At 51.8% G+C, this 21,731-nt stretch carries 13 protein-coding genes; 3 read left to right on the top strand and 10 right to left on the bottom strand.

What is annotated here, in order from left to right:
- Window positions 1–71 precede the first annotated feature (71 nt).
- Window positions 72–701 carry an acyloxyacyl hydrolase gene (locus H6750_04515; GenBank protein MCB9773570.1) on the top strand — a complete coding sequence of 210 codons (630 nt, stop codon included), beginning with the start codon at window positions 72–74 and terminating at the stop codon, window positions 699–701.
- A 363-nt stretch (window positions 702–1,064) separates the two neighbouring features.
- Here the strand turns inward: H6750_04515 and H6750_04520 are convergent, their stop codons facing one another.
- Together H6750_04520 and H6750_04525 are read right to left on the bottom strand one after the other, a co-directional pair.
- A complete protein-coding gene (locus H6750_04520; protein ID MCB9773571.1) occupies window positions 1,065–2,504 on the bottom strand; it encodes a VCBS repeat-containing protein in 1,440 nt (479 codons plus the stop codon).
- A gap of 1,045 nt (window positions 2,505–3,549) precedes the next feature.
- Window positions 3,550–6,138: a VCBS repeat-containing protein gene (locus H6750_04525; protein ID MCB9773572.1), complete on the bottom strand. Its 2,589-nt coding sequence runs from the start codon at window positions 6,136–6,138 to the stop codon at window positions 3,550–3,552.
- A 1,105-nt stretch (window positions 6,139–7,243) separates the two neighbouring features.
- Here H6750_04525 and H6750_04530 point away from each other — a divergent pair.
- Entirely contained in the window at window positions 7,244–8,809 is a 1,566-nt protein-coding gene (locus tag H6750_04530; GenBank protein MCB9773573.1) for a glucan biosynthesis protein, read from the top strand.
- Window positions 8,810–9,378: 569 nt separating this feature from the next.
- On the opposite strand, the gene H6750_04535 is transcribed toward H6750_04530, so the two are convergent.
- The 8 genes from H6750_04535 to H6750_04570 all read right to left on the bottom strand — a co-directional run bounded on the left by H6750_04535 (window position 9,379) and on the right by H6750_04570 (window position 20,197).
- On the bottom strand, window positions 9,379–10,254 hold the full coding sequence (locus tag H6750_04535; protein MCB9773574.1) for an aldo/keto reductase: 876 nt from the start codon (window positions 10,252–10,254) through the stop codon (window positions 9,379–9,381).
- Window positions 10,255–10,373: 119 nt separating this feature from the next.
- Window positions 10,374–10,931: a DUF427 domain-containing protein gene (locus H6750_04540; GenBank protein MCB9773575.1), complete on the bottom strand. Its 558-nt coding sequence runs from the start codon at window positions 10,929–10,931 to the stop codon at window positions 10,374–10,376.
- 287 nt (window positions 10,932–11,218) lie between these two features.
- Entirely contained in the window at window positions 11,219–11,908 is a 690-nt protein-coding gene (locus H6750_04545) for a hypothetical protein (protein MCB9773576.1), read from the bottom strand.
- Between the two features lie 348 nt (window positions 11,909–12,256).
- Window positions 12,257–12,865 carry a glutathione peroxidase gene (locus H6750_04550; GenBank protein MCB9773577.1) on the bottom strand — a complete coding sequence of 203 codons (609 nt, stop codon included), beginning with the start codon at window positions 12,863–12,865 and terminating at the stop codon, window positions 12,257–12,259.
- Between the two features lie 728 nt (window positions 12,866–13,593).
- A complete protein-coding gene (locus tag H6750_04555; GenBank protein MCB9773578.1) occupies window positions 13,594–13,926 on the bottom strand; it encodes a P-II family nitrogen regulator in 333 nt (110 codons plus the stop codon).
- Between the two features lie 27 nt (window positions 13,927–13,953).
- Window positions 13,954–17,205, bottom strand: a complete 3,252-nt coding sequence (locus H6750_04560) for a DUF2309 domain-containing protein (GenBank protein ID MCB9773579.1) — start codon at window positions 17,203–17,205, stop codon at window positions 13,954–13,956.
- 42 nt (window positions 17,206–17,247) lie between these two features.
- On the bottom strand, window positions 17,248–18,432 hold the full coding sequence (locus H6750_04565; protein ID MCB9773580.1) for a hypothetical protein: 1,185 nt from the start codon (window positions 18,430–18,432) through the stop codon (window positions 17,248–17,250).
- A 70-nt stretch (window positions 18,433–18,502) separates the two neighbouring features.
- A complete protein-coding gene (locus tag H6750_04570) occupies window positions 18,503–20,197 on the bottom strand; it encodes an NADH-quinone oxidoreductase subunit L (GenBank protein MCB9773581.1) in 1,695 nt (564 codons plus the stop codon).
- Window positions 20,198–20,751: 554 nt separating this feature from the next.
- Between H6750_04570 and H6750_04575 the strand changes: the two genes are divergently transcribed.
- Window positions 20,752–21,684, top strand: a complete 933-nt coding sequence (locus H6750_04575) for a hypothetical protein (GenBank protein MCB9773582.1) — start codon at window positions 20,752–20,754, stop codon at window positions 21,682–21,684.
- Window positions 21,685–21,731: the final 47 nt, after the last annotated feature.

Genomic DNA, 21,731 nt, shown 5'->3' on the forward strand with positions numbered 1-21,731 from the left:
AATGACGCTTAACTTGCAAATTTCCCAACTGATTCATCGGCATGATTTTTAGACAAACAAAAGGAATTTACATGTTCAAGGGATTCAAAAGGGAACAATTCATCATCGAAATGATCGCCGTGCTGTTGATGCTTCTTATGATTGGAACGACTTGGGGGGCAGATGTTGATGCGAGAAATCGTGTAACCAAGGGCACCCTCGAATTCGGATTTCTCACCGGGTATTGGCAAGGGAATAACGCCTTCGGGAATGAACCGTCAGCGAATCGCAGTGCTGTCTATTTCCTACCTCAATTGGGACTGGTGTTGACGGATGAGATTGGCTCAGGTTTGACCTCGGGTAATGTCGAAGTGTTAATTGAACCGTTGGCTGCCCACTATTACCAACCGTTTAGCGCCTCAGCGTTCGGAGGCTCATTAATGGTGAAATATAATTTCCTCGACTTTGGACGGTGGATGCCATTTTGGGATGGTGGAGCAGGCATGTTGTGGACGGACCTGGGGCCCCGGATTCCCGAACAAAGCACGCAATTTAATTTCGTGCTCCAAACGGGTCCGGGTGTCTCGTATTTTGTGACAGAGAACACGTCGGTGACCGTCGGTATTCGCTTCCATCATATTTCCAACGCAGGGATTGGTGATCGAAATATTGGATTGAATGGCTGTCTCTTCAACGTCGGCATATCCTTTTTTTCCCCTTGAGATATTGTCATCAAGATTCCGTAATTCTTGGGTACTCGCCTGCTGATGCCCACACTCTAAAACAGTCTGCCTTAACCCTTTCCGTGGTTGTCGCCTTTAGAGCAATACAGGACCTTTTTGAACACGTGAAATTGAGCGCAACCCGGTGAAAAGGGAAATCAATTTCTTGGAGGGGAAAAACGCCAGCATGATGAGTCTCTCACTCTAGCGGGGCTTTGGCTATCCAAAGCATGCAGAGCAGGATTCAAAGAATCGGATTTGCCCATTTTCAATGGGCGAATTGAGCGGGGGGACAAAGAAACGATCTTTCATAGAGGCGCTTATCGGACGAAAGTTCTGAAAACATCTTCTGTAACAGCATACTTAGGTGCTGCCGGGAAATTCTGTCGAGGACAAGGTCAGGCCATCCATGAGCCAGACCGCCACCTGTCCTGTACTGCGATTATGCCAGATCACATCGGCATTCCCATCTCCATTTGCGTCACCAACCTGCGCAATACGCCACCCCGAGTGCATACCCGGCAAAAAGCCGGATTCCTCAATCATTCCTCCGTTCATCAACCAGATCCCCACCTTCCCGGTACCGGTATGACGCCAGACCATGTCCGTCATCCCATCCCCGTTCAGATCACCAAAGCCTGCTTTCTCCCACTCTGGTGTGGTCCCTCCAAGGAATCCCACCGAGGTAATCGTTGCCTCATCCATCACCCACACGGCAGATACCCCTCCGCTATGGCGCCAAATGATGTCCGCCAGACCATCCGCATTCACATCACCGATCCCGACGATCTGCCACGCTAAAGGCACACCGGGCAGTGAACGGAATCTGCTAATTGAGGGCCCATCCATGAGCCAGACCGCAACAGCGCCGTTTTGCTTATTGTGCCAGATGAGATCGGCACTTCCATTGCCGTCCATATCGCCCACTCCCTTAATCACCCAATCCAACGAAGCGCTCCCGGGAAAACTAGCTGATGTGATCGTCAACCCGTTCAAATACCATACAGCCACGGCGCCACTAAGAGTGTTGCGCCAGACAATATCAGCCATTCCGTCATTACTTACATCACCCACTCCAACGATCTGCCAATCGGATGAGACCCCACCCAGGAGACCGGACGAACCAATCAAACCACCATTCATTAACCACACCGCCACTTCACCGGTTCTCACATTGCGCCAGACAATATCCGCCTTACCATCTCCATTGAGATCGGAACTGACAGGGGCACGGGGCGCCGGTTCCTCAAAAGGAGGTTGAAGGCCGAGAAACACCCCAGATTCTGAGGTAAAACTCACGCCCTTGGGAAGGATCAATCGGATAGTCGCACTTGGATCGCTGACATCAATGAGGTTATTCATCTCGACCCTGGCCGATAAAAACGCTTCAATCGGTAGCTCCTGCCCATCAACAACGGTGACCCTGACCTCCAACTCCTTTGGCTCAGGTAAAGGAAGGCCAAGAGCCTGATCACTCACCTCTCCCAAACGAATGATGGCATTGGTAAAGCAATTGGAAGACAAATCCCGACAAGAGGGAAACCCATCAACCCTCATTGAAAATCTGATGTTGGCACTGGCCACACCGGGATCCAGCGAAAACCTCAACCGGTCATTGATTTGAATGGAGGCCAATCCCATGCCCTCCTGCGAACTTTGATCGGGAGTCGTCGAGGTCACTTTAAGCGCGAGGGTTCCCGTGGCTAAATTAGCTGTGGCATAGGCAGAGCCGGCTTCACCGTCCGGGCCGATTACCGTACCCGTGTCTAATTGGATTTCCGTACGTCCATTTTCCTCGGTCACTGAATCCCCCCCAATCGGGCCTGAAACACCAATCTCGATTTTATACCCGAAGCTCCGTGACGGGACGGACAGACAAACCATTCCAACCAAAATGAGAGATATGATGGTCCGGGCCAGACCGGGTACGTGGGGTGTTGCGTGATTCGACATCAATTGATTTGACATAAAAGATTACATAAGCAAGGTTGACTAACCTTATCGGATAGACAATTCCATTCTTAAAAAACAGCCACCACATTCCGGATCTTTCCTCACTCGCCATTTCTTTATTTTCTTCCCGGACTCATCAAAAACGTTGGAAATTCTCACTCATGGAGAACACCCAAAGAGTCATTCCTTCCTTATATTTCAAGGGCCATTTCCCTTTGAAGTCATCAATTTCAAAAATCACCGATAGAACTCGATCATTCTCTAGTTTCAGACTTCTTTTAAAACTCAACCTGAAATTACGGAGAATCCTGATTGAAAAAAGAAAGGAGACGAATGGCGGTTCGTCTCTTCGATCGGAAGAAAAGCAACCAGGTTTGGGTGAAAATGTCGGGCGTCTTCCTACTGGGAAAAGTTCGATTTCGAAGCAGGGCGCATGAACCAGACGAACACGTTTTTATCAATCAGCCGGAGAGGACAAACCATTTACGCAGAAGAGAAAACGCAACCGCAATGAAACCAAGGGATTTGTCCTGAGAAGCAAAATCGGCGAGATGCGTTGACATGCCACAGAGGATCAATGAGAGCCCCTCCCTATAAGCTGGAAAACGTCTCTTACCGTATTCCCAAGAGAGCAAAATAAAACCTGAGGAAAAGTTTTCGATGAAAAAAGCCTCACACCCGAAGATGTGAGGCTTTCATAGAGAGCCAAAGTTTTGTTCTACCGTTTATACCGTAGGTTTCGCGTTCTGACGAAACTGCCGGACTGACAGGCCGGCTCACCTTGAGGTGAGAAAAACGAGCGGCTCCGGCAGCGCTACGATGAAATTACCATTCCCCAGTTTGCCTTTCCAGTTTGGCATTCAACATTAAGCCGGGCTCAATTATGAGACCATCCTTATTGAATCTCCCAGTCAGTAGAGGTGCCGCTCGGGAATTTGGTATCCATGACGTCTTTCCCGTTCATTAACCACAGCGCCACCGCTCCGCTAGCGCGGTTTTGCCAAATAACGTCATCCTGACCATCGGCGTTCACGTCACCCAACCCCGTGATCTGCCAGTCCAGGGGCACTCCACCAGGAAATCCGACAAAAGCCACCGTGGGCCCGTTCATAATCCAGATGGCCACCGAACCATTTAACTTATTGTGCCAGACGATATCGGCCGTTCCGTTGCCATCCACATCCCCGATTTCCTTAATGACATAACTGAGAGGGGCACTCCCTGGAAATCCTGTCGAGGTGTGGGTCAAGCCATTCATGAACCACACCGCCACCGCCCCGGTCGTCGTGTTCCGCCAAATCACATCGGCTTTTTCATCGGCATTCACATCACCGACACCGGCGACTTCCCATTGCACAGGCGCACTGCCAGGGAACCCAAATTTGGTAATGGTCGACCCGTTCATAAGCCAGACAGCCAAGCCCCCGCTGACGCTATTGTGCCAGATAAGATCCGCGGTTCCGTTGCCATCCACATCACCAATTCCTTTGATGGCATATTTGAGCGACGCGCTCCCCGGAAATCCCGTCGACGTGTGAGTCAAGCCGTTCATAAACCACACCGCTACAACCCCGGTCGTCGTATTTCGCCAAATCACGTCGGCCTGGCCGTCGGCATTCACATCGCCCGTACCCATGATCTGCCAATTCGATGGAACACCACCCAATACACCGGTATTGGTCACCGCAGCATCGTTCATGAGCCAGCCCACCACAAGCCCATTGAGGCTATTTCGCCAAAGAAGGTCTGCGGTTCCGTCAGCGTTCAAATCGTTTGATAATTTTCTTGCACCCAGATTGTTCGCAGTAATGGTCAAATCTGAACTACGTAAGAACTCACCATCTGTCGCAGACAACCGCAATACATAGGTGCCCGCTTGACTGAAACTAGCCGTGGTACTCAGGGCCGACGCATTACCAAAGGTAACCGTACCCGGCCCGCTCACTTTAGTCCAGGTACTAGAAACCGTCCCTGGTGTGGCCGGGAGGCCATCATCCGTCACCGTACCGTTCAGCGCAGCCGTATTCGGTAACGCAATGGTGATTGAGGGACCAGCAATTACCTTAGGCGGTTGATTACCTGGATTCTGAGTAAAGGTGGCCGTGACGGTGCGCGCGGCCGTCATGCTCACCGTGCAGGTGCCCGTGCCCGTGCCCTCACACCCGCTACCACTCCAACCTATGAACGTCGATCCCGCACTCGCCACGGCCGTGAGCGTCACCGACGTCCCATTGGCATATGCCTCGCTGCAGTCATTCCCACAGGAGATGCCCCCGGGATTACTGCTGACTGTCCCACTGCCCGTCCCGGCTTTCGTCACCGTCAGGGTCTGCTGCACGGTCGTAAACGTGGCGGTCACCGCGTGCGCCGCTGTCATGGTCACGATACAATGGCCCGTGCCCGAACAGCCGCTGCCGCTCCACCCCGCAAACGTCGAGCCGGCATTCGCCACCCCCGTCAGCGTCACCGACGTCCCATTGGCATAGCCCTCGGTACAGTCGTTCCCGCAAGAGATGCCGCCGGGCGCACTGGTCACCGTCCCACTACCCGTCCCGGTTTTCGTCACCGTCAGCGTCCGTTGCACCGTCGTAAACGTGGCGGTCACCGACCACGCAGCCGTCATACTCACCGTGCACGTGCCGGTGCCCGAACAGCCGCTGCCGCTCCACCCCGCAAACGTCGAACCGGCACTCGCCACGGCCGTCAGCGTCACCGAGGTTCCATTGGCATAGCTCTCGGTACAGTCGTTCCCACAGGAGATGCCGCCGGGCGCACTGGTCACCGTCCCACTGCCCGTCCCGGCTTTCGTTACCGTCAATGTCCGTTGCACAAGAGTAAATGTTGCAGTCACCGTCCGTGCCGCCGACATACTCACCGTACAGGTGCCCGTGCCTGAACACCCAGCGCCGCTCCAACCAGTAAAGGTTGATAGGGACGCCCCCAAACCAGTCGGAGTGGCTGTGAGAGTGACAGAAGATGGTGGCTGAACAAGATCATAGGGAATTGTTGCACTATTAAATACAGTGAAAGGTGCTGTTCCCGCCCCACTTCCAGCAACCTGTCCCGTTCCAGTTCCTGCAAAATTGAGAGTAAGATTGACTGGAGGGGTCACCGGGGGAGTGACCGTGGCGAGGTTAAAGGTCACGGTCACCGTCTTGACAGCATCCATAACCACGGTGCACTGATTTCCAGATGTGTTAGCACAACCAGCCCAGCTACTGAAGATTGACTCCGTTGCCCCAATCCCCGTCGGAGTCGCGGTAAGCGTGACAGAAGAATTTTGATCATAGTCTAGCGTGTTACTCGAAAAAATATTCAACGTGTCTGTCCCTGGCGAATTTGCTTCAACCCTTCCAGTGCCTGATCCGGAAAAGTTGATGGTGAGGCCAACGGCCTGAGCCATGGACGGAAACACTCCACCCAGCAATATCAGGACAAAAACGATAGCCCCTAAAGGCAAGACCTTCTCGTGAGCTTTCCGCATTGTGCGTCCTTTCTCATTCCGTTTCATCAATATTCTCTAGAGTGTCTATCGCCTCTACATAGTTTCAGGCTGGCTGGTAAAAAATGACAATGTTGTCCACCGTACATGGCATTTCTTTTAATTTTCAAGGCGTCGTGATCCGGATCAGAGAAGCCATGATCCGGAAGAGTATATAAAAATAGTTTGGGAATGGCCTTGATCAGGCAGGTAGGCATGTCAGGAAAGGACGTTGGGGGCATGACACTATCCTGGTCCACGATAACTCAGCTTAATTATAAAGGTTTCGTAGTTTATATCAATCTACATATTAATGGAACAGAAAAAGTGTGCCCTGAGAGATCTTCCGAATGATTCAACCATTCATGACATTCGAAGACCATATAGGAATTATTATGAAAAAATGCGCGTTCCTCTCTATTCACGCGCAAACTACGGGCCCAGGCAAGTCATACAGATAACCCAATCAAGAAGAGAACGAGGAAATGGGATGGCAATGAGAATGGCAACAATGAACATTTGAATACTTTATATTAGTTCTTCGTGTGACAGATCAGGGTAGTTCTTTCCAGTCCCCCTCAAAATTATCACTAAAATTCCCACGCACATGAGTTTTTTACGCGTATTTCCCTCCGATCCCCGGCCCTCGCCGATTGACCCTCCGATGGGTTCTTTGGTATTTATCTGATCCTCCCAAAATCCCGTTTTAATATTCTTATCACCAAACGTCGAACCGAGGATCAGAATCGGAATACCTCAACGGAGTCCAAAATATGACTGTGGGTGGTCGTTTTCTCAAGAGTCCCCCTACTTTGGGGTTACACTTCAATGCCCCGCAAAATTTGGGGGGAAAACCTATAGTACCGGCACTAGAATATCCTCCTTCGCAAAGGTCAAGCTCTCGGTCCTCACGCAAGGTAGCCATTGCAGGAGCCGGAGCCAAGAGACTTCGTCCAGCACATCCGGTTTTTCCGGCAATGCCTGAATTCCCTGGTGACCGGCTTATTATCACAGCAAGCCCATCCCCACAATGGCGTTCCACACAAAGGAACCAGCCACAAGAGACCACCTTTCAGTTGAATCTCCTCACCTATGTGGTGGCCAGGATATGTTGAATCGCCGACAGTTCCTCTTGGTGATGGGCGCTATCGGTGCCTTGGCTGGACTCCCAAAGTCGCGAAGTAGAGCCGGGACCTCCGGAATCCAGTTCGGTACGGCCAAACCATTCTCATTTGATGAGCTGAAGCGGCGCGCGAAGACGATGGCCACCAGGCCCTATGAGGAGCCGCTGGTCCGTCATGACGAGGTCTTGGAATCGATCGACTACGACGCCTTTCAGCAGATTGTCTTTAAACGCGAACGGGGCCTGGGCGAGGACGGTAGCGTGAATTTTCCGGCTCAATTCTTCCATCTCGGCCGTTATTTCAAAGTGCCGGTCAAGGTTCATGCGCTTGAGGATGGCCAGTCCAGAGAAATTCTCTACCGTTCCGAGTACTTCAACTTCGGCGGAACCAGTCTCGGCAAAATCTTTCCGGATGATCTTGGATTCTCCGGCTTTCGCCTCCAAGATGGACCAGGAGCGACCACCGATTGGATGGCGTTTCTTGGTGCCTCCTATTTCCGCAGCTCCGGGGAACTCAATCAATACGGCCTTTCGGCGAGAGGGGTGGCGATCGACCCGGCCCTCCCCACCCCGGAGGAATTCCCACGATTCACCGAATTCTGGTTGGAACCAGGAGCCCCGGACAGCAAGGAATATGTGATCTATGCCCTGCTGGACGGGCCGAGTGTGACTGGTGCTTTTCGCATGGTCTGCATTAAGAACCAGCAGATTGTCATGGATATCGACGCCAATCTCTATGCACGCCAGGACATCAAACGCCTGGGGGTCGCGCCGCTGACCAGCATGTTCTGGTATGCCGAGAACAATCGCCATCAGATCAGAGACTGGCGGCCAGAAATTCATGACAACGACGGTCTGGCGATGTGGACGGGCGCAGGCGAACGGATTTGGCGCCCCCTCAACAACCCGTCATCGGTCATGACCAACAGCTTCGTCGACACGAACCCCAGGGGTTTTGGGCTGCTGCAGAGGGATCGGGCCTTTTACCATTATGAGGATGACGGTGTATTCTATGACCGGAGACCCAGCGTCTGGGTCGAGCCGGTAGGTGAGTGGCACGAAGGCGCAATCCAATTGATCGAAATTCCGACTGACGACGAAATCCATGACAATATCGTCATCTACTGGCTGCCGAAGGAACCAGTTAAGGCCGGCTCCGAGTGGCACTACGCCTATCGGCTCCACTGGGTGGCGACCGAGCCCTATCTGTCCAAAGCCGTCGCCCGGGTCATCCATACCCGGCTCGGCAATGCCGGCATTCCCGGTCAGCCGCGTCCAAAAGGCGGCCGGAAGTTCGTGATCGACTTCGAGGGTGGGCCGCTCAACGAGGTCGAAAAGCTGGACAAGGTTCAACCGGTCATCAACACGTCCAAGGGACGAATCGACAACGAATATGCGCTGCAGATAGTCGGCACCAAGAACTGGCGAGCGTTTTTCGATCTCTATGTCGAAGGCAAGGAGCCGGTCAATCTCCGCCTTTTCCTCAAACTTGGAGATCGAACTCTGACCGAAACCTGGCTCTACCAATACCTGCCCTTTAGCTATGAGTAGGAGCCTGTCGGACTTCGGAAGAATCGGCTGAAAAAGTGTTTAAGCAGCCTAAATTTCCCCGATTCCTTGGCTCATAGCCCCACAGGCCGTCAAATTCTACCCTCGCTCAACCACATTCTCGCTATCGATTCCCAAAGTCCGACAGACTCACAGCAGGTAAAGTTTTTCTATTTAAACGTTTCCTGCAGAGATATTTCTCTATCCAAGATTACGTACAAACAGATACTAGATTTGAGGGTGTGGCATCAAAAACCTACCTACACAAACGGGTTCACCTGCTTGGTGAAAGTAAATGTGGTGTGTACCGGGGTTGAATTATAGAAAGAATCAAGCATCTCCACTGATTCGCAAAGGTGTGGTTTGACAGGAAAGGAGGCATGGGATCGGCTGGCTCCGCTACCCCGAAACCTCTGTCACCTTAAAAAATCTCTGCCTCGGTTTTTCCCCTGGAAGCATTTGACGGGGATTAAAGGCTAGGTTATCCAAAGGACGTGAGAAATTTTCAGATGAAACGATGGGAATCAGAATTCCTTGCATTCTTCTCAACCTCTAGCTAAAGAGATCGAGAATTACACCAACGCTCCAAAATGGGTTTCCCACTGAGAAGCGAGAACGCGGCCGGCCTTGAGAAGACTCTTCTCTTCCCGGTCATTCAGAGGTGTAAATGTGCGCGCGCGCCGAAGGTTGTCCTTCAATTCCTCTGGTGTGGCCATTCCGATGACGGCACATGTAACCTTGGGCACGCTCAAAGCATAGCGGAAAGCCATATCTAAATGGGAGAAGGGCATCAAGCAATGGCTTACGCTGTTTCCCCCTGGCTTTTGCCCCCCTCCAAACACTTTCATGGCAATCAGTCCCAGGCTCAAGCGGTTAGCAACCGTCCACACTCGCTCCTCAAAATTGTAGGTATGTCGGTCGGCAAAATTGACGACATTGAGCAGAACATCGACCTCGACGCGTTGAATGGCATCAGCAAACCTTCCAGGACGATTGTGGCCGGACAAGCCGATGAATTTGGTCAATCCAAATGATTTGGCTTTGACCAACCCGCGGTAAGCTCCCTTGCGACCAAACACCACGGCGGGATCCATTTTGTCAGCTCCAAGACTGTGCACAAAGACCAAATCTGCGTAATCGGTTTGGAGTTCCTTAAGATTGCGCTCTAAGAGCTTCAGTGCGCCATCATAGGTGGGGTCAAAACATTTGGTGACTAGAAAAATTTCTTGTCGCCGCCTCTTCAGCAGGTAGCCCAATCGTTCCTGAGCTTTCCCGTATCCGGCAAATTCAGGTGCCGTATCGAAATATTTTACGCCCGCATTGAGGGCGGCTTCAAATAAATGCACTGCCTCGCGGCGAGTCAGTCGCTTCCCTGCATGCGCAGTCCCAAATCCAAGAATGGGTAAGGATATTCCGGTTTTTCCCAATACTCGTGTCGGCAGAGTCATAATCAGGCTTTCTTTTCCATTTACTCTAAACTAATGACCGACTCTCCTCTAAATACTCAAACTCATTTGCCTGTTCGGTCAACTCCGGCGAGAAAATTTCTTGTGGAAACGTGCCGCCCCTACCATCCTCCCGTACCCATTGGGCCTTTAAACGGACCAACAATTTCCCTGGTCACCCAGCCGCCATAAAACCCGCCCGGTTGGGGCAGCACACGCTCATCATTGACGTAGCATTCCACATGGCCGGGATAAAAGGAAAAATATCCGGCAATGGATTCAAATCCCGGATAAGGATGAGGATATGTCCAGGCGACGGGCTCCGCCTCTTTCTGCCCTTCAGCCAGTATCCAATACTGAGCGGTTCCTTTCCATTCACAGAGAGATGACGCGCACGTGAGCACCAGAGCGGACACATCCACATCTGCGGGAGGAAGATAAAAAGTCGGGGGACTCGCCGTCTCCAAAAATCGAAACGCGGAGCAGGAATCGGCCAGAACCTTCTCCCGAATACGGACCACTACCCGGCGATGATCAGACATCAAACGAGGAGGCCTCGGATAATCCCAAACAGATTCCTGGCCAGGAGACGGCTTTTCCGCAAATGGCGGTCTTTCCTGTCCCCGATATTGCCATTTGGAACGAGCCGTACGTAGCCATTCAGGCACATGTTGGGTCATACGATTCCCAAGGTTTTCCGGAAAAGTGATGGGGGCATCATCGTCCTCATTCGGTTATTCAAATGTCAGGATGGCCCAGGATGCCCATAGGATAATTAACAATTCACCGAGGAGAAAACAGCCCAAAGCTGCGAGAAGCATTTTGTACAACATGGGTGCCATGCGTTGTTCGAAAGGCTCTTTGTGATTGGAATGTCTCAACGCCATTGGCTCCCTCAATTTCGAAACAATCATTCTTGATTTGCAGGCGGGGCTGGTCAATCAAACTCCAGAGTGTTTGATGTTGCCTACCCGATCAATCCATGTATATCGTGGATCAACCCTTGCAGCTTTCTTGAAAAATGTGCCCGCTGATTCCGAGTCAGAATCCGGTCAATGTCCAGGACGGCCCGTTGAACTCCTTCACGCCATTTCCTGAAGACCACGAGATATTCCTCCGTGGCACCGGCCTTGGAATCGGCCAGCCACTGAAAGAGACCCTGTTCCAAGCTAAAAGAATCATGGGAAAAACAAAGAAGCTCAAGCAATTGTTCCTGGCGGCTCTTTCGATGGGCCAGCCACGCATCCGTGGTATCGGGGATGCTCCTTATTCTTTCACGAATATATGCCTCTTGGTCCACCGACAACTCTCCCACCCAGGTTGTCAGGGTTTCCGATGTTGTTTCCACGCGTTTATCCAAACGCACTTCCGGATCCTCTCCGATTTCGGACACAAGCCGTCGATAGTCTTGATCCAACATTTCTTCGAAATGATGAATTTGGGCAGGCGTGAGAGTGGCTAAAAATGCCGCACCCGGTGGAGAGGCTCGCCTGGCAAGATGAATACGAAAGTCTTCAACCGATGCAAAGATGTACTCCAGCTCTGCCTGACTCAGTTCATTTTTCGAAAATTCATCTATTTGACCGAGAAATTGGGCATACTGGGGAAGTTGTCGGTCACGATGCCAGCCATGAAATGCCTTGACCTGAATATCCAAATAATTTTCCTGAGAGGCAGACAGAGCAAAATACCTATCCAGTTTCCATAGGAGGATCCAGTCCGCCGTCGAATATGTGATGTGGAGAGTGTTACAAGAAACCAGCAAGGGGCATAAAAGCAGAATTCTGAACAACCCCAGCCAGTATGACCCAAGGAAGCAACCAAAACCTTTCATCGTGGTCCTTGAAAAAGTTCCGGCCGATGACCACCCCTTCCTTCTATTTTACCCTGACCGGTCACCTCTAATCAGCCATGAGGTGGGTTTCAAGTGAATTTCATATGCTGGCAGAAGGAAATTAAAGGGGGCAAAGTGCGCCAGGGCGATACTGGTCTCACTCAGGCCACTTTAAGCCGAAAAGGCCAAAGCCCGTTCGATATCCGTACGGATTTTTTCGGAAAGGGGGACAACATCGGAAGAATACCGGGCAATGACCTTGCCCGTCCGGTCTACAAGGAACTTTTCGAAATTATACCGGACTTGTTTATCGGCAGGGCCCTGGGACGTTAAATAGGCAAAGAGAGGATGCCGATCACTCCCTCGCACACGGGTCTTGGCAAACAGAGGAAAGTCGACCCCGAATTGTGTGGTGGCAAAGAGGGCAATCTCCTCATTGGTCTCGAGTTCCTGCCCCCCAAAATCGTTGGAAGGGAAAGCCAAGACTTCCAAGCCCTGAGACTGATACTGACGGTAGAGTATCTGTAATTCCCTCAACTGTGCTGTATATCCGCAACGACTGGCCGTATTCACAATGAGAAGCACCTTGCCCTGAAACCGTTCAAGGGACACCGGCTGGGCCGAGATATCAAAAAGAGTGAAGTCATAGACGCTCTGCGCCCTATTCTGTCGATTAGTAGTCGTTGACACCGTCGCCGAAGAGGAAACTGGTTGTTCTTTACCTAAAACGTTCAGGGTGTAAGGATCCTCAAAATTACACCCGTAGATGAAAATAAACATCCAACTCACACAGAGAAAAAGTATGGTTTTCATTTTTGGCACCTTTCTGGCTTTTTCATATGCACAGAAGTGGTTTTCAATTCACCACGTGAACCGCTCCCAATTCTTTTGATTCCTTATTCCTTTACTCTACTTCCGCTCATGAGCATGAAACCAACACATTCAGTCCAATCCTTAGACAAGCTCATTGTGCCCCCGGATCCGCTTCAGACAACCAGCGTTTTGCTTGACCGAATTACCCGAGGACCGGAAATCTATCTAAGTCTCAGTTCAGCCGTGAGAACATTTAGCTGAGAGAAAAGGTCCAATAGAACAACATAATTTTGTCAAAGAGGAAAATGGAAAAACGATACCTGGAGAGAAATGAGCATTTGTCCAGGTTTCTGGCCGAGAGGAAGGATCCCAGAACCCTTTAATTTAAGTTTTGGTACTGCAAAAGCGGTATAACCGAATATCGATTATTGGAGTGGGTGGGTGAATGAACGATTATGAAATTTTTTCGAGAAAAATTCCTGACATGAATGACATGAATTTCATCTCTTTGAAATTGTCAAATTCTCCCATGACTTACTCTGTGCCCTGCCGATAAGGAATGGCACGACAAAAGCGGGACAATCGCTCTATGCTCAATCCTTTCAGGCCAACAACATTCATTGTCGTCTTTGATTTTGTCACCCCGAGAAGGTGACGCACCCAAGCTGAATTTCCAATACGTTTTCACTAGGGGATCAGGAATCGGTAGATAAAAAATGATCGGGCCTCAAAACACTGGCATCCAGGACAAACACGCTTCCCGAATGCCGCTCGAGGAAGGGCTTGAGCGCCGAGAGGATGGCCTCCAGCTTATCCTCGGGAACCACGGTCAGGACCATTTGCAAACTGCTCGTATCGTTAAACATGAGGTGGCCCTCATGATATCCGCTATGCCCTTTTCCCGAAATATTACTAAAGACCGTATACCCGCTGGCCTTGATTCGATCCAGGACATCTGTGACAAAACGGATATGCTCTCCTTCAAGAACGATTTTTATCTCTTTCATGGGGTACAGCCTGATGCTCATGACGTCGCATGCCTCCTCGAAATTTAATTAATGAATGATCCGCCAGTCGTCGGATGAATGGTACAAAAAGAATTCCATGGTGACCGGGTCCAGGGCCACCAGATTGATCCACTGTTTTCCGATTAATTTTTGTAAGAGATCCTGCCTCGCAATGATGCCGGAGATGTGCTCCAGGGGGGCCTCAATGATGGCAAAGAGTCGCATCGGTTCATGGTAGGGCTTAGAGCCATCATAAACGGTTTGCAAGGGCAGCCCGATGCGCAAGTCACTTTGTGACCCATACATCACCCCGAACCGCCCGACGACGTTATGGTACACCTTGCTCCCGGATCCGTATACCTCAGGATCCACCGTTGAAAAATAATGTTCCATATTGATCCAATTGCCGACAATCAGGGGCGCCGTCATGATAATTTCCAAATATCTTCCCGTGGGGTCCTGCAGGTAATCATAGGAATGCAAAAAGGTTCGCCCTTCCAGGTTTAGACCCCTCGTCAATATCCGCCGGCCGATGATGAACGCCGAGTGTCTCGACAAACCCCATTCGGGCCTTACCTGCGACCAGTCAAAACTTCGTCGTTTGGCGAGGCTGGAACTTCTCGACAACGACGGAGTGCCATATGCGTCCGGAAGGCGACTCAATCGCTCCTGACTGTTCCGGCGTCCCGCTTCCTCCAGATCGTGTTGAAGGCGTAGGAGGTCTTTCCGGTGAGTGGCGGGCACATCCTCCAAATCGTACAATTCCACCTCGTCGGTGGTGGTATTGTGCTGCCCCGGGAGAAAATGCGTGTCCGGCGGAATATGGATGTCCTTCTGGGCGAGAAGCTGCCGGACACGAGGTTTATTGGCCATGGCCACAAAAGCCCGTGCATTGGCGATGCCCTCATTGCCACCGCAAGCCCCGCAGTCCAGAGCCGACTCATAGGGATTGTTTTCCGATTCGCTCCCATGAGCGCAAATCAACACCAGCCTGGCAAAGCCTTTGGTAAACCCGATAATCCGCAAGGCGGTTTCCACAAAATAAGCCTGTTCATTGGTGGTAAAACCTCCCTGGGTGATCCGATTCATGCGTCGGCTAACAGCCCGGTGATGAATCCCATAGTCTTTTCGTAAGTCTGCGAGAAACTCCTCATGGCTGACGGCATTCCACCCTAACAACCGGTACAGGGCATCTTCCTCCGTGCTATCCATTTCAAGCTGATACAAGGCCTGTTTCCGAAGTCGATCCACCTGATCATGCGAAATAACCAAACCCAGACGTCCGTATCGTTCGATCATGAGACGATAAATAGCCGATCGATGTTCGGAGGCCACCATCTCTTCCGCTTCTTCCTGAGACAACTTGTCAACGGTCAACGTGGTCCCAATCGGAATCGCAAACCATTCCTTCAACCAGGCGGTTAAAGTCCGGTACCAGGCAGGCGCCACGGTCTGGCCAAAGAGTCTCAGGCCGAAAAACCAACCGATCGCCTCGACCATGACATACGGCGTAATCACATTTTCTTTCAAATCGTGAAGCAGGGCATGTCCGGTCTTAGCCAGATTCTGACGTGCGAGAAATCGTTCAGCCGCTTTACCCTGATAGGCCCTGGGAATCTCCCTGACCCGGTGTTTAGGTTTGAGCAGGACCGGACATTGATCCGTTTCCTGTTCACTAGCGAACCCCTGATAGCAGATGGGAATACCGAAAAATCCTGCAAATCCGAACGTTTCATTTCCCCCCACTTCTTCAAGATGCCGCCGGAACCCCTCGGAGCGCACATCAATGCAAAACATGGCCTGGGCCGGAGGTCTGGCCGCTCCGGTTGTTTCCTGCTGGGCGTCACTTTCGTACACGATGGCCAAATTGGGTGATAGGGTCTTGACGAAGCCTTTCAAATAACTCGTCTCGAACGCCTGCAGCCAGATGGGACCATGCTTGGATTCGGGAAAATTGGAGATCCAATCCAATAACATATCAAGGGTCTCAGGCGCGCAATCCGCCACATCCTTCAGATCAAGCTCCAGCGAGCCAGCCAGATGGCGAAGCATCAACGCGTGGCCCTTGGCCGTGACATCCTGTTGAAGCGTTCCCCATTTGGCGTCCGCTTCCCGTCCCAAGGCATCAAGTGCCGGCAAAGAAAGAGGGGTTGTGGTGAACAAAGACTCGTCCAAGGCGGGAAGCATATCCGGATTGAGCCTTCCGGTACGAAACGCCTGGTAGAGCCCGAACCCGCATGAAAAATCTTCAAGGGAAGACACGATGGCCGGATAGGTGCCGGGAATCCCGAGTCGATGTTGACAAACCCTATGCACAAACTCACGCTCGTAAAAGAGGCGAACCGCCAGATATTGAACCAGATCGATGGGAAAAGCATTCTGCCATTCATGGTCAACCTGGTCGGCACGCCACTTCAGAAATCCGGTCCATCCCGGCAACTGGGCCAAATGCAAAGTAAACACGTTGCTCCAGACACTCTGGGGAAGACCCAAGGCTTGGAGGCAAGCCAACACGGCATCTTCCGACCGGTCCGGGAGCTGTTGAAGCTTGCGTTTCCAATCCGGGATGCCCTGCAAGAATCCGGCGCCGTCCTGCTGAGCCAAGACCTTCCAACCGCCATAAAAAGTTTTTTCACGCATGGGCATGGGCCAGGGGGCGTGCCCCTGATCCAGAAACCCCGCACACCATTTGATGAGTTCCTGATTGATTTCCTCCTGAATGGAGGTTTCACACATGTGATCGCACCATGCAGCCAGCGTCTGTTGGGTCGCCAGATTCTGCCGTGCTTGATCTGCCTGTTGACGCAATGAAACGTGAGCGTCCCGATGGGTGCCACGGGACTGAAGGGCGGTGAATAACACCGTCACATGCGGGTCTTCGCACGCCTTGCCATACACCGCATCCCTGACATCGGGAGGCACCATGCCGGTGCCATGAATCAGGAGCGTCCGCAAAATTTCGAGGTGGGAAACGTTCCGTGTGCCGATCGTGACAAAATGATTCCCGGCGAATGGCCCGACCGCATCGGTGATCGCGTTTTCCAAGATCCGGCCCTGCCGGTACAGGTCACGGAATTCCCGATTGGATAAATAGCCTCGCCCCCCCAGAAAGGTTTCGGCCTGGGCAATCGCCTCGTGGATATGCAAATGTTCCAGGCCATGCAGGGGATTGTGGTGAATGAAGGTCTGCATGGGCCAGAACTGAGAAATCGATTCCCCCGCCAAATGAATCAGCGATCTAACCTCAATACGCTCGATATCCTTAAATGACTGAAGTTCCTGCGCCGTGGCAACCGTCATCTTCTGCGTCCTCTGGTGTGTGGCATCATCCGTTCAACACAGTTAGGCCAGCATGGCAAGCAATCCTGCCATGCCCATCAACAACAATAGTGTCCACAGTTCATAAAACGATAAATCATAATCGGGAACATCGGATCGGGGTTTTCCGAATGCGGTCCGATGCAGTAGCGTGGTAAAGACCCAACTGATTGAGAGCCACACCGTAAACACCAACAACCAAACCGGAAGCAGGGCGTGTGACCCGGAAACGTCGAACGGGAGAGTCCTAAACCCGCCAACCATCGGCAGCACCGGCAACAGCATGATAAGAGAGATCAGGAACGTAAAGACCCCCCGAAAACGTGGCAGCCCCGAACCCAACCCTTGCAGCGTGACCAGATTATGTGTCCCGTATCGTTCATATAAAAAGGCATACGAACACAACATCGCACTCATCAACAACGCGACCGCGATCCCGAACGGAATTCCCCAGACGGCAATGTGTGGCAACTCACCGATCAACCCCCATAGTAATGCGAGGAGGGTAATGGTGGCATTGGCGATGCTTTCACGAGGAAGAAGGTGCCCCATGGCTTTCAGTGAGGTATAGATGGCGCTTGCCAGCGCAAGCACCGGAATAAGCTCCATCCCATCCAAAGGGAGAAGGCCTTCCAGGTCCTTGAGGCGGGACAGCCCCGAAGCCAGCCAGACCACAACCCAGACACCGGCAAGCGATTCCCGGGAAGATCTGACGATTCCCAAAAATGGCAGATGAAAAGGAACCAGCGGCAAAAAGGTGATCAACAGAAACAGCACTCCGACAATGTGAACGCCTTCCTCCATGAAGACCGCCAGAACTTCGAGTATCATGGCGAAGAAAACATGCACCAGGGCCAGGCTCTTTTGAAGCGAGGCGACCATATGCCGGGCCAGAATAAACCCGGCATAACCGAGAAGGCCGATCAGGCATAGCCCCTTGATCGGTTCCACATTGAACACGCCCCCCAGGCCGAGTCCCCCAAGCAAAATGATGGGCGCCACGTCACCGGAGCCTTCTGTTGAGTCTTTTTGACCAAAGATGCCGCAGAAACAGGCAAGCAGAATCGCGGCGGCCAGGAAAATTGAAGAGGAATCGGATGTGGTGTTCCATCCGAGCAAGCCCAGGACTCCGCTGGCCACCAAAATGGCAGAGATCCCGATCCCCCACAAAGCCGAAGGCACGTTTCGCCCGGTTGTGTTTTCTGCCATTAGAAGACCCGGATCGGCAGAGAGAAGCACAGAGTGGTTATTTTTAAAAGACATGCTCATCTGACCAGGGTTAATACCGGTAAGCCACTTTCTCCGCCAAGCGGAGCAGGGCAGCACCCAGTTTTTTATACAGTCCATCTACATAACACCGGTTGATAAGCAAAACCCAACCGGTCTGCCGTATCGAAAGTACCCAATGGGGGTTGAGAATTTTCTGTCCACGGGCCGTGGTGTACATAACCAGCCAACCGAACAGCACCACCAGCGTGGATATTATGATCAGCGCATCGAATACCTGGGGCTGAAAGGCCGCGGCCTCGAAAAACCCATCGGCGACGCCCGGCTCCGGATAGAGAAAATGCGTGAAGGATTCACCCGCCCATAAATAGATGAATCCGATAAAAAACAACGTCGCGATCATTGCACCGGCAACCTTCCAGGAAGCCACGGCCTGCAAACGATAAAGGCTGAAAATCGCCTGAGAAGCCGTCACCCATCCGAAAAAGAGAAAGATTACCGCCCCGTGATCATCTCGAAGAGGCACGTCCAACACACCATGGGCCACCAAAAGAATAAACAGCGGCATCAGCAGCGTCACGCTCAACCCGGTTGTCCAGGTCAACGTGGTCGGCAGCTTGGTCGGTCGGTGACCGGAGGTTGGTGGAAATTTCGGCTCATGTCGCGCGGCTTGAATGATACTTCCCGAAGCCAGAAAGAGGGTGGCCTTAAAGAATCCATGCGCGATGAGGTGGAAGATGGCGAGGGCAAAGGCCCCCAGGCCACACTCCATAATCATGTACCCCATCTGTCCCATGGTGGAAAAACCCAGGGTTTTCTTAATGTCATTCTGAACCAACATCATCGAGGCTCCAAGCAGAACAGTGCAGAATCCCACGATGAACACGAGATGAAGGGTCGACGGAGACAGGGCGTACAACGGGGCCAACCGGTTCAGCAGAAACCCGCCGGCGTTGATGATCCCGGCATGCATGAGGGCGGAGACCGGCGTCGGGGAATCCATCGTGTCCGGAAGCCAGACGTGCAATGGAAATTGCGCGGATTTGGCCATCGCGCCGACGAAAATCAGCAGTCCGATGACCGGTACGATACTGATTTCAAAGGGGAACCCGGACCACAACCGGATCATCGGAGGATCCGAAGCCGCCAGTTGAAACACGACCGCAAATTCAAACGTGCCGAAATACTGATAAATAAGCAGAAGGCCAGAGAGAAAGGTGATATCCCCGATTCGATGAACCAATAACGTTTTTCGCGCATACTCACATGCCGCGGGATAAGAAAAATTGAAAGCCAGCAGTAGATACAACACCCAGCTTAATAATTGCCAGAACAAAAACAACATCAGGAAATTGGCGCTGGCGACCAAGGAGAGGATGGTGAAGGTCATCAACCCGAGTAACCCGAAAAACCGCTGGTACCCCGCATCACCCTGTAAATACCGGCGGGAATACAGATGAATGATTACACTGACACTGGAGATAAGCACCATCATTACCGCTGTCAGCCGGTCGACCAACATCCCGAACGTCAGTGCGGAAGAAGCCCCCTGCCCCCACGACCAGAAGGTGAGTTGAAACGGGCCTTCGGTACTGACGTGGTACAGGGTCAGAAACGAGAAAAAACTGGACCCGGCGGTGGCGACGATCCCGATCAACGCCACGCGGGATGCCAGACGTTTCCCCTGCCAACCAATCAGCATGGCGGCCAGCAGCGGGAGGAGAGGAATGAAAACGGCTGTGGTCATATGGAGTCACCAACAGTCTCAAGGGCGAAGCGGCATCGGGAACATTCCGATAGCACAATCGCCGAGACGGAAATTCCTGTAATTAATATCGTGTCTCGTTCCGATCAAACATGATCCTTTTACTTAACGATTGATGGTGCGATAAGCAATAATGTGTTAGACCCAACTCATGGGCCTTTCGGGTTCTCACATCTTGGTGCCTTTGGGGAGAGAAAATCATGCCCGTTGAAACACGCCGGCCACATGTCCCATCAGTAGGATAGGGATTCCCGGCCCGATTCATTTAACAGAAAGGAGAAGGACCTCTCATGCTAATAATGCTGAAAATCTTTCATGAAACCGTTTTCCTGCTGAGCGAAAGGCAAGGGGGCTTCTTACTCTCAAAATGAGAAGGAGTAGTATGCCCTGAAATTCTCTTGAAGAATCACGCCTGCGGAGTACATAGCCCCTTCCGAGGTTTTAATATATATATATATTGAGCGAACATACGGGGGGGGAAGCATCTAAATATCCGCACACCCCCTTATTTCATGGGCAGAACAGGGAGGTTGATCATGATTTCCTTCAATCGGGTAACGGGTGTATACGCCTGTGTGTTGGTGACGGCAGCAGTGGGTACCCTAGGTTTTGTTTCATTGGTGTTTGGAGAGACAGCAATTCGCTCTGACTATGATAGAGACGACTACATTCTCTATATGGCTACCGTCATCCAAAATGATGGCAGCAAGCCGGGGTTAACAGATGACACGGCAACAGGCGCCACCAGTGAAATTGTCAGACAGGGAGTGGGGGAGCCCAGCGGGCTATCCGGTTCTCGGGGAGATGCATCGGTAGAGGTAAACGTTGGAAAGAACAAAAAACTGCCGAACCCGCCGAGCTACTATGCCATCACGGGGCTAGGCCTAGAGGAACGCAAAAACAACCCCTGCCTCCTGAAGCTGTATGGGACATTGGTGGATCCCCGTTACCAGGGAGGGATAAGAGTGGTTGCGGAACAGGAACTTGAGCGGTGCAAGCACCTGTTAGGGGGGATTGACTACAAAGACGTTAACTTTCCGGAGAGCGAAAAGAATTTTGACTTTACCAAAGATGGCAAACATTTTATCCGTAAAGTGAAGGTGTGTGGCGGGCATGCCGGGCTGCTTCCTCAACAGGCGCATAGTCACCAAATGTGGGAAATCAAGGGAGTCAAAATCATGGCCTCAGAAGTCAAACTCGAAGACTCGCCAGCATTAAATCCTGCCGTCATCGAGCTTCAGAACATAGAGGAATTTACCCGGGCCAACTGCCTCAACAAAGTTGAACAGGCAGCAGAAAATAAACCTGGTTGGAGCGAGTGGTCAGCATGTCCCACCGGACAGGTTGCCACGGGTGTTCGGGCGTATTACGGAAATGACAAATACTTTACGGGTCTAAAACTTCAGTGTAAAACCGTCGCTTCCAAGCGGATAGAGGCTTTTCCAATCAAGGACAACATTGGCTATTAGAGCCGAAGTGCCCGGCAAAACCGGCGCCGTTGAAAAATGACCAACCG

The organism is Nitrospiraceae bacterium (assembly GCA_020632595.1).
Taxonomy (GTDB): Bacteria; Nitrospirota; Nitrospiria; order Nitrospirales; family UBA8639; genus Nitrospira_E.

Coding starts and splice junctions, on each gene's coding strand:
- H6750_04515 (MCB9773570.1), top strand. CDS start 72: ATGTTCAAGGGATTCAAAAGGGAACAATTCATCATCGAAATGATCGCC.
- H6750_04525 (MCB9773572.1), bottom strand. CDS start 6,138: ATGCGGAAAGCTCACGAGAAGGTCTTGCCTTTAGGGGCTATCGTTTTT.
- H6750_04530 (MCB9773573.1), top strand. CDS start 7,244: ATGTTGAATCGCCGACAGTTCCTCTTGGTGATGGGCGCTATCGGTGCC.
- H6750_04535 (MCB9773574.1), bottom strand. CDS start 10,254: ATGACTCTGCCGACACGAGTATTGGGAAAAACCGGAATATCCTTACCC.
- H6750_04540 (MCB9773575.1), bottom strand. CDS start 10,931: ATGACCCAACATGTGCCTGAATGGCTACGTACGGCTCGTTCCAAATGG.
- H6750_04550 (MCB9773577.1), bottom strand. CDS start 12,865: ATGTTTATTTTCATCTACGGGTGTAATTTTGAGGATCCTTACACCCTG.
- H6750_04555 (MCB9773578.1), bottom strand. CDS start 13,926: ATGAGCATCAGGCTGTACCCCATGAAAGAGATAAAAATCGTTCTTGAA.
- H6750_04560 (MCB9773579.1), bottom strand. CDS start 17,205: ATGACGGTTGCCACGGCGCAGGAACTTCAGTCATTTAAGGATATCGAG.
- H6750_04565 (MCB9773580.1), bottom strand. CDS start 18,432: ATGGCAGAAAACACAACCGGGCGAAACGTGCCTTCGGCTTTGTGGGGG.
- H6750_04570 (MCB9773581.1), bottom strand. CDS start 20,197: ATGACCACAGCCGTTTTCATTCCTCTCCTCCCGCTGCTGGCCGCCATG.
- H6750_04575 (MCB9773582.1), top strand. CDS start 20,752: ATGATTTCCTTCAATCGGGTAACGGGTGTATACGCCTGTGTGTTGGTG.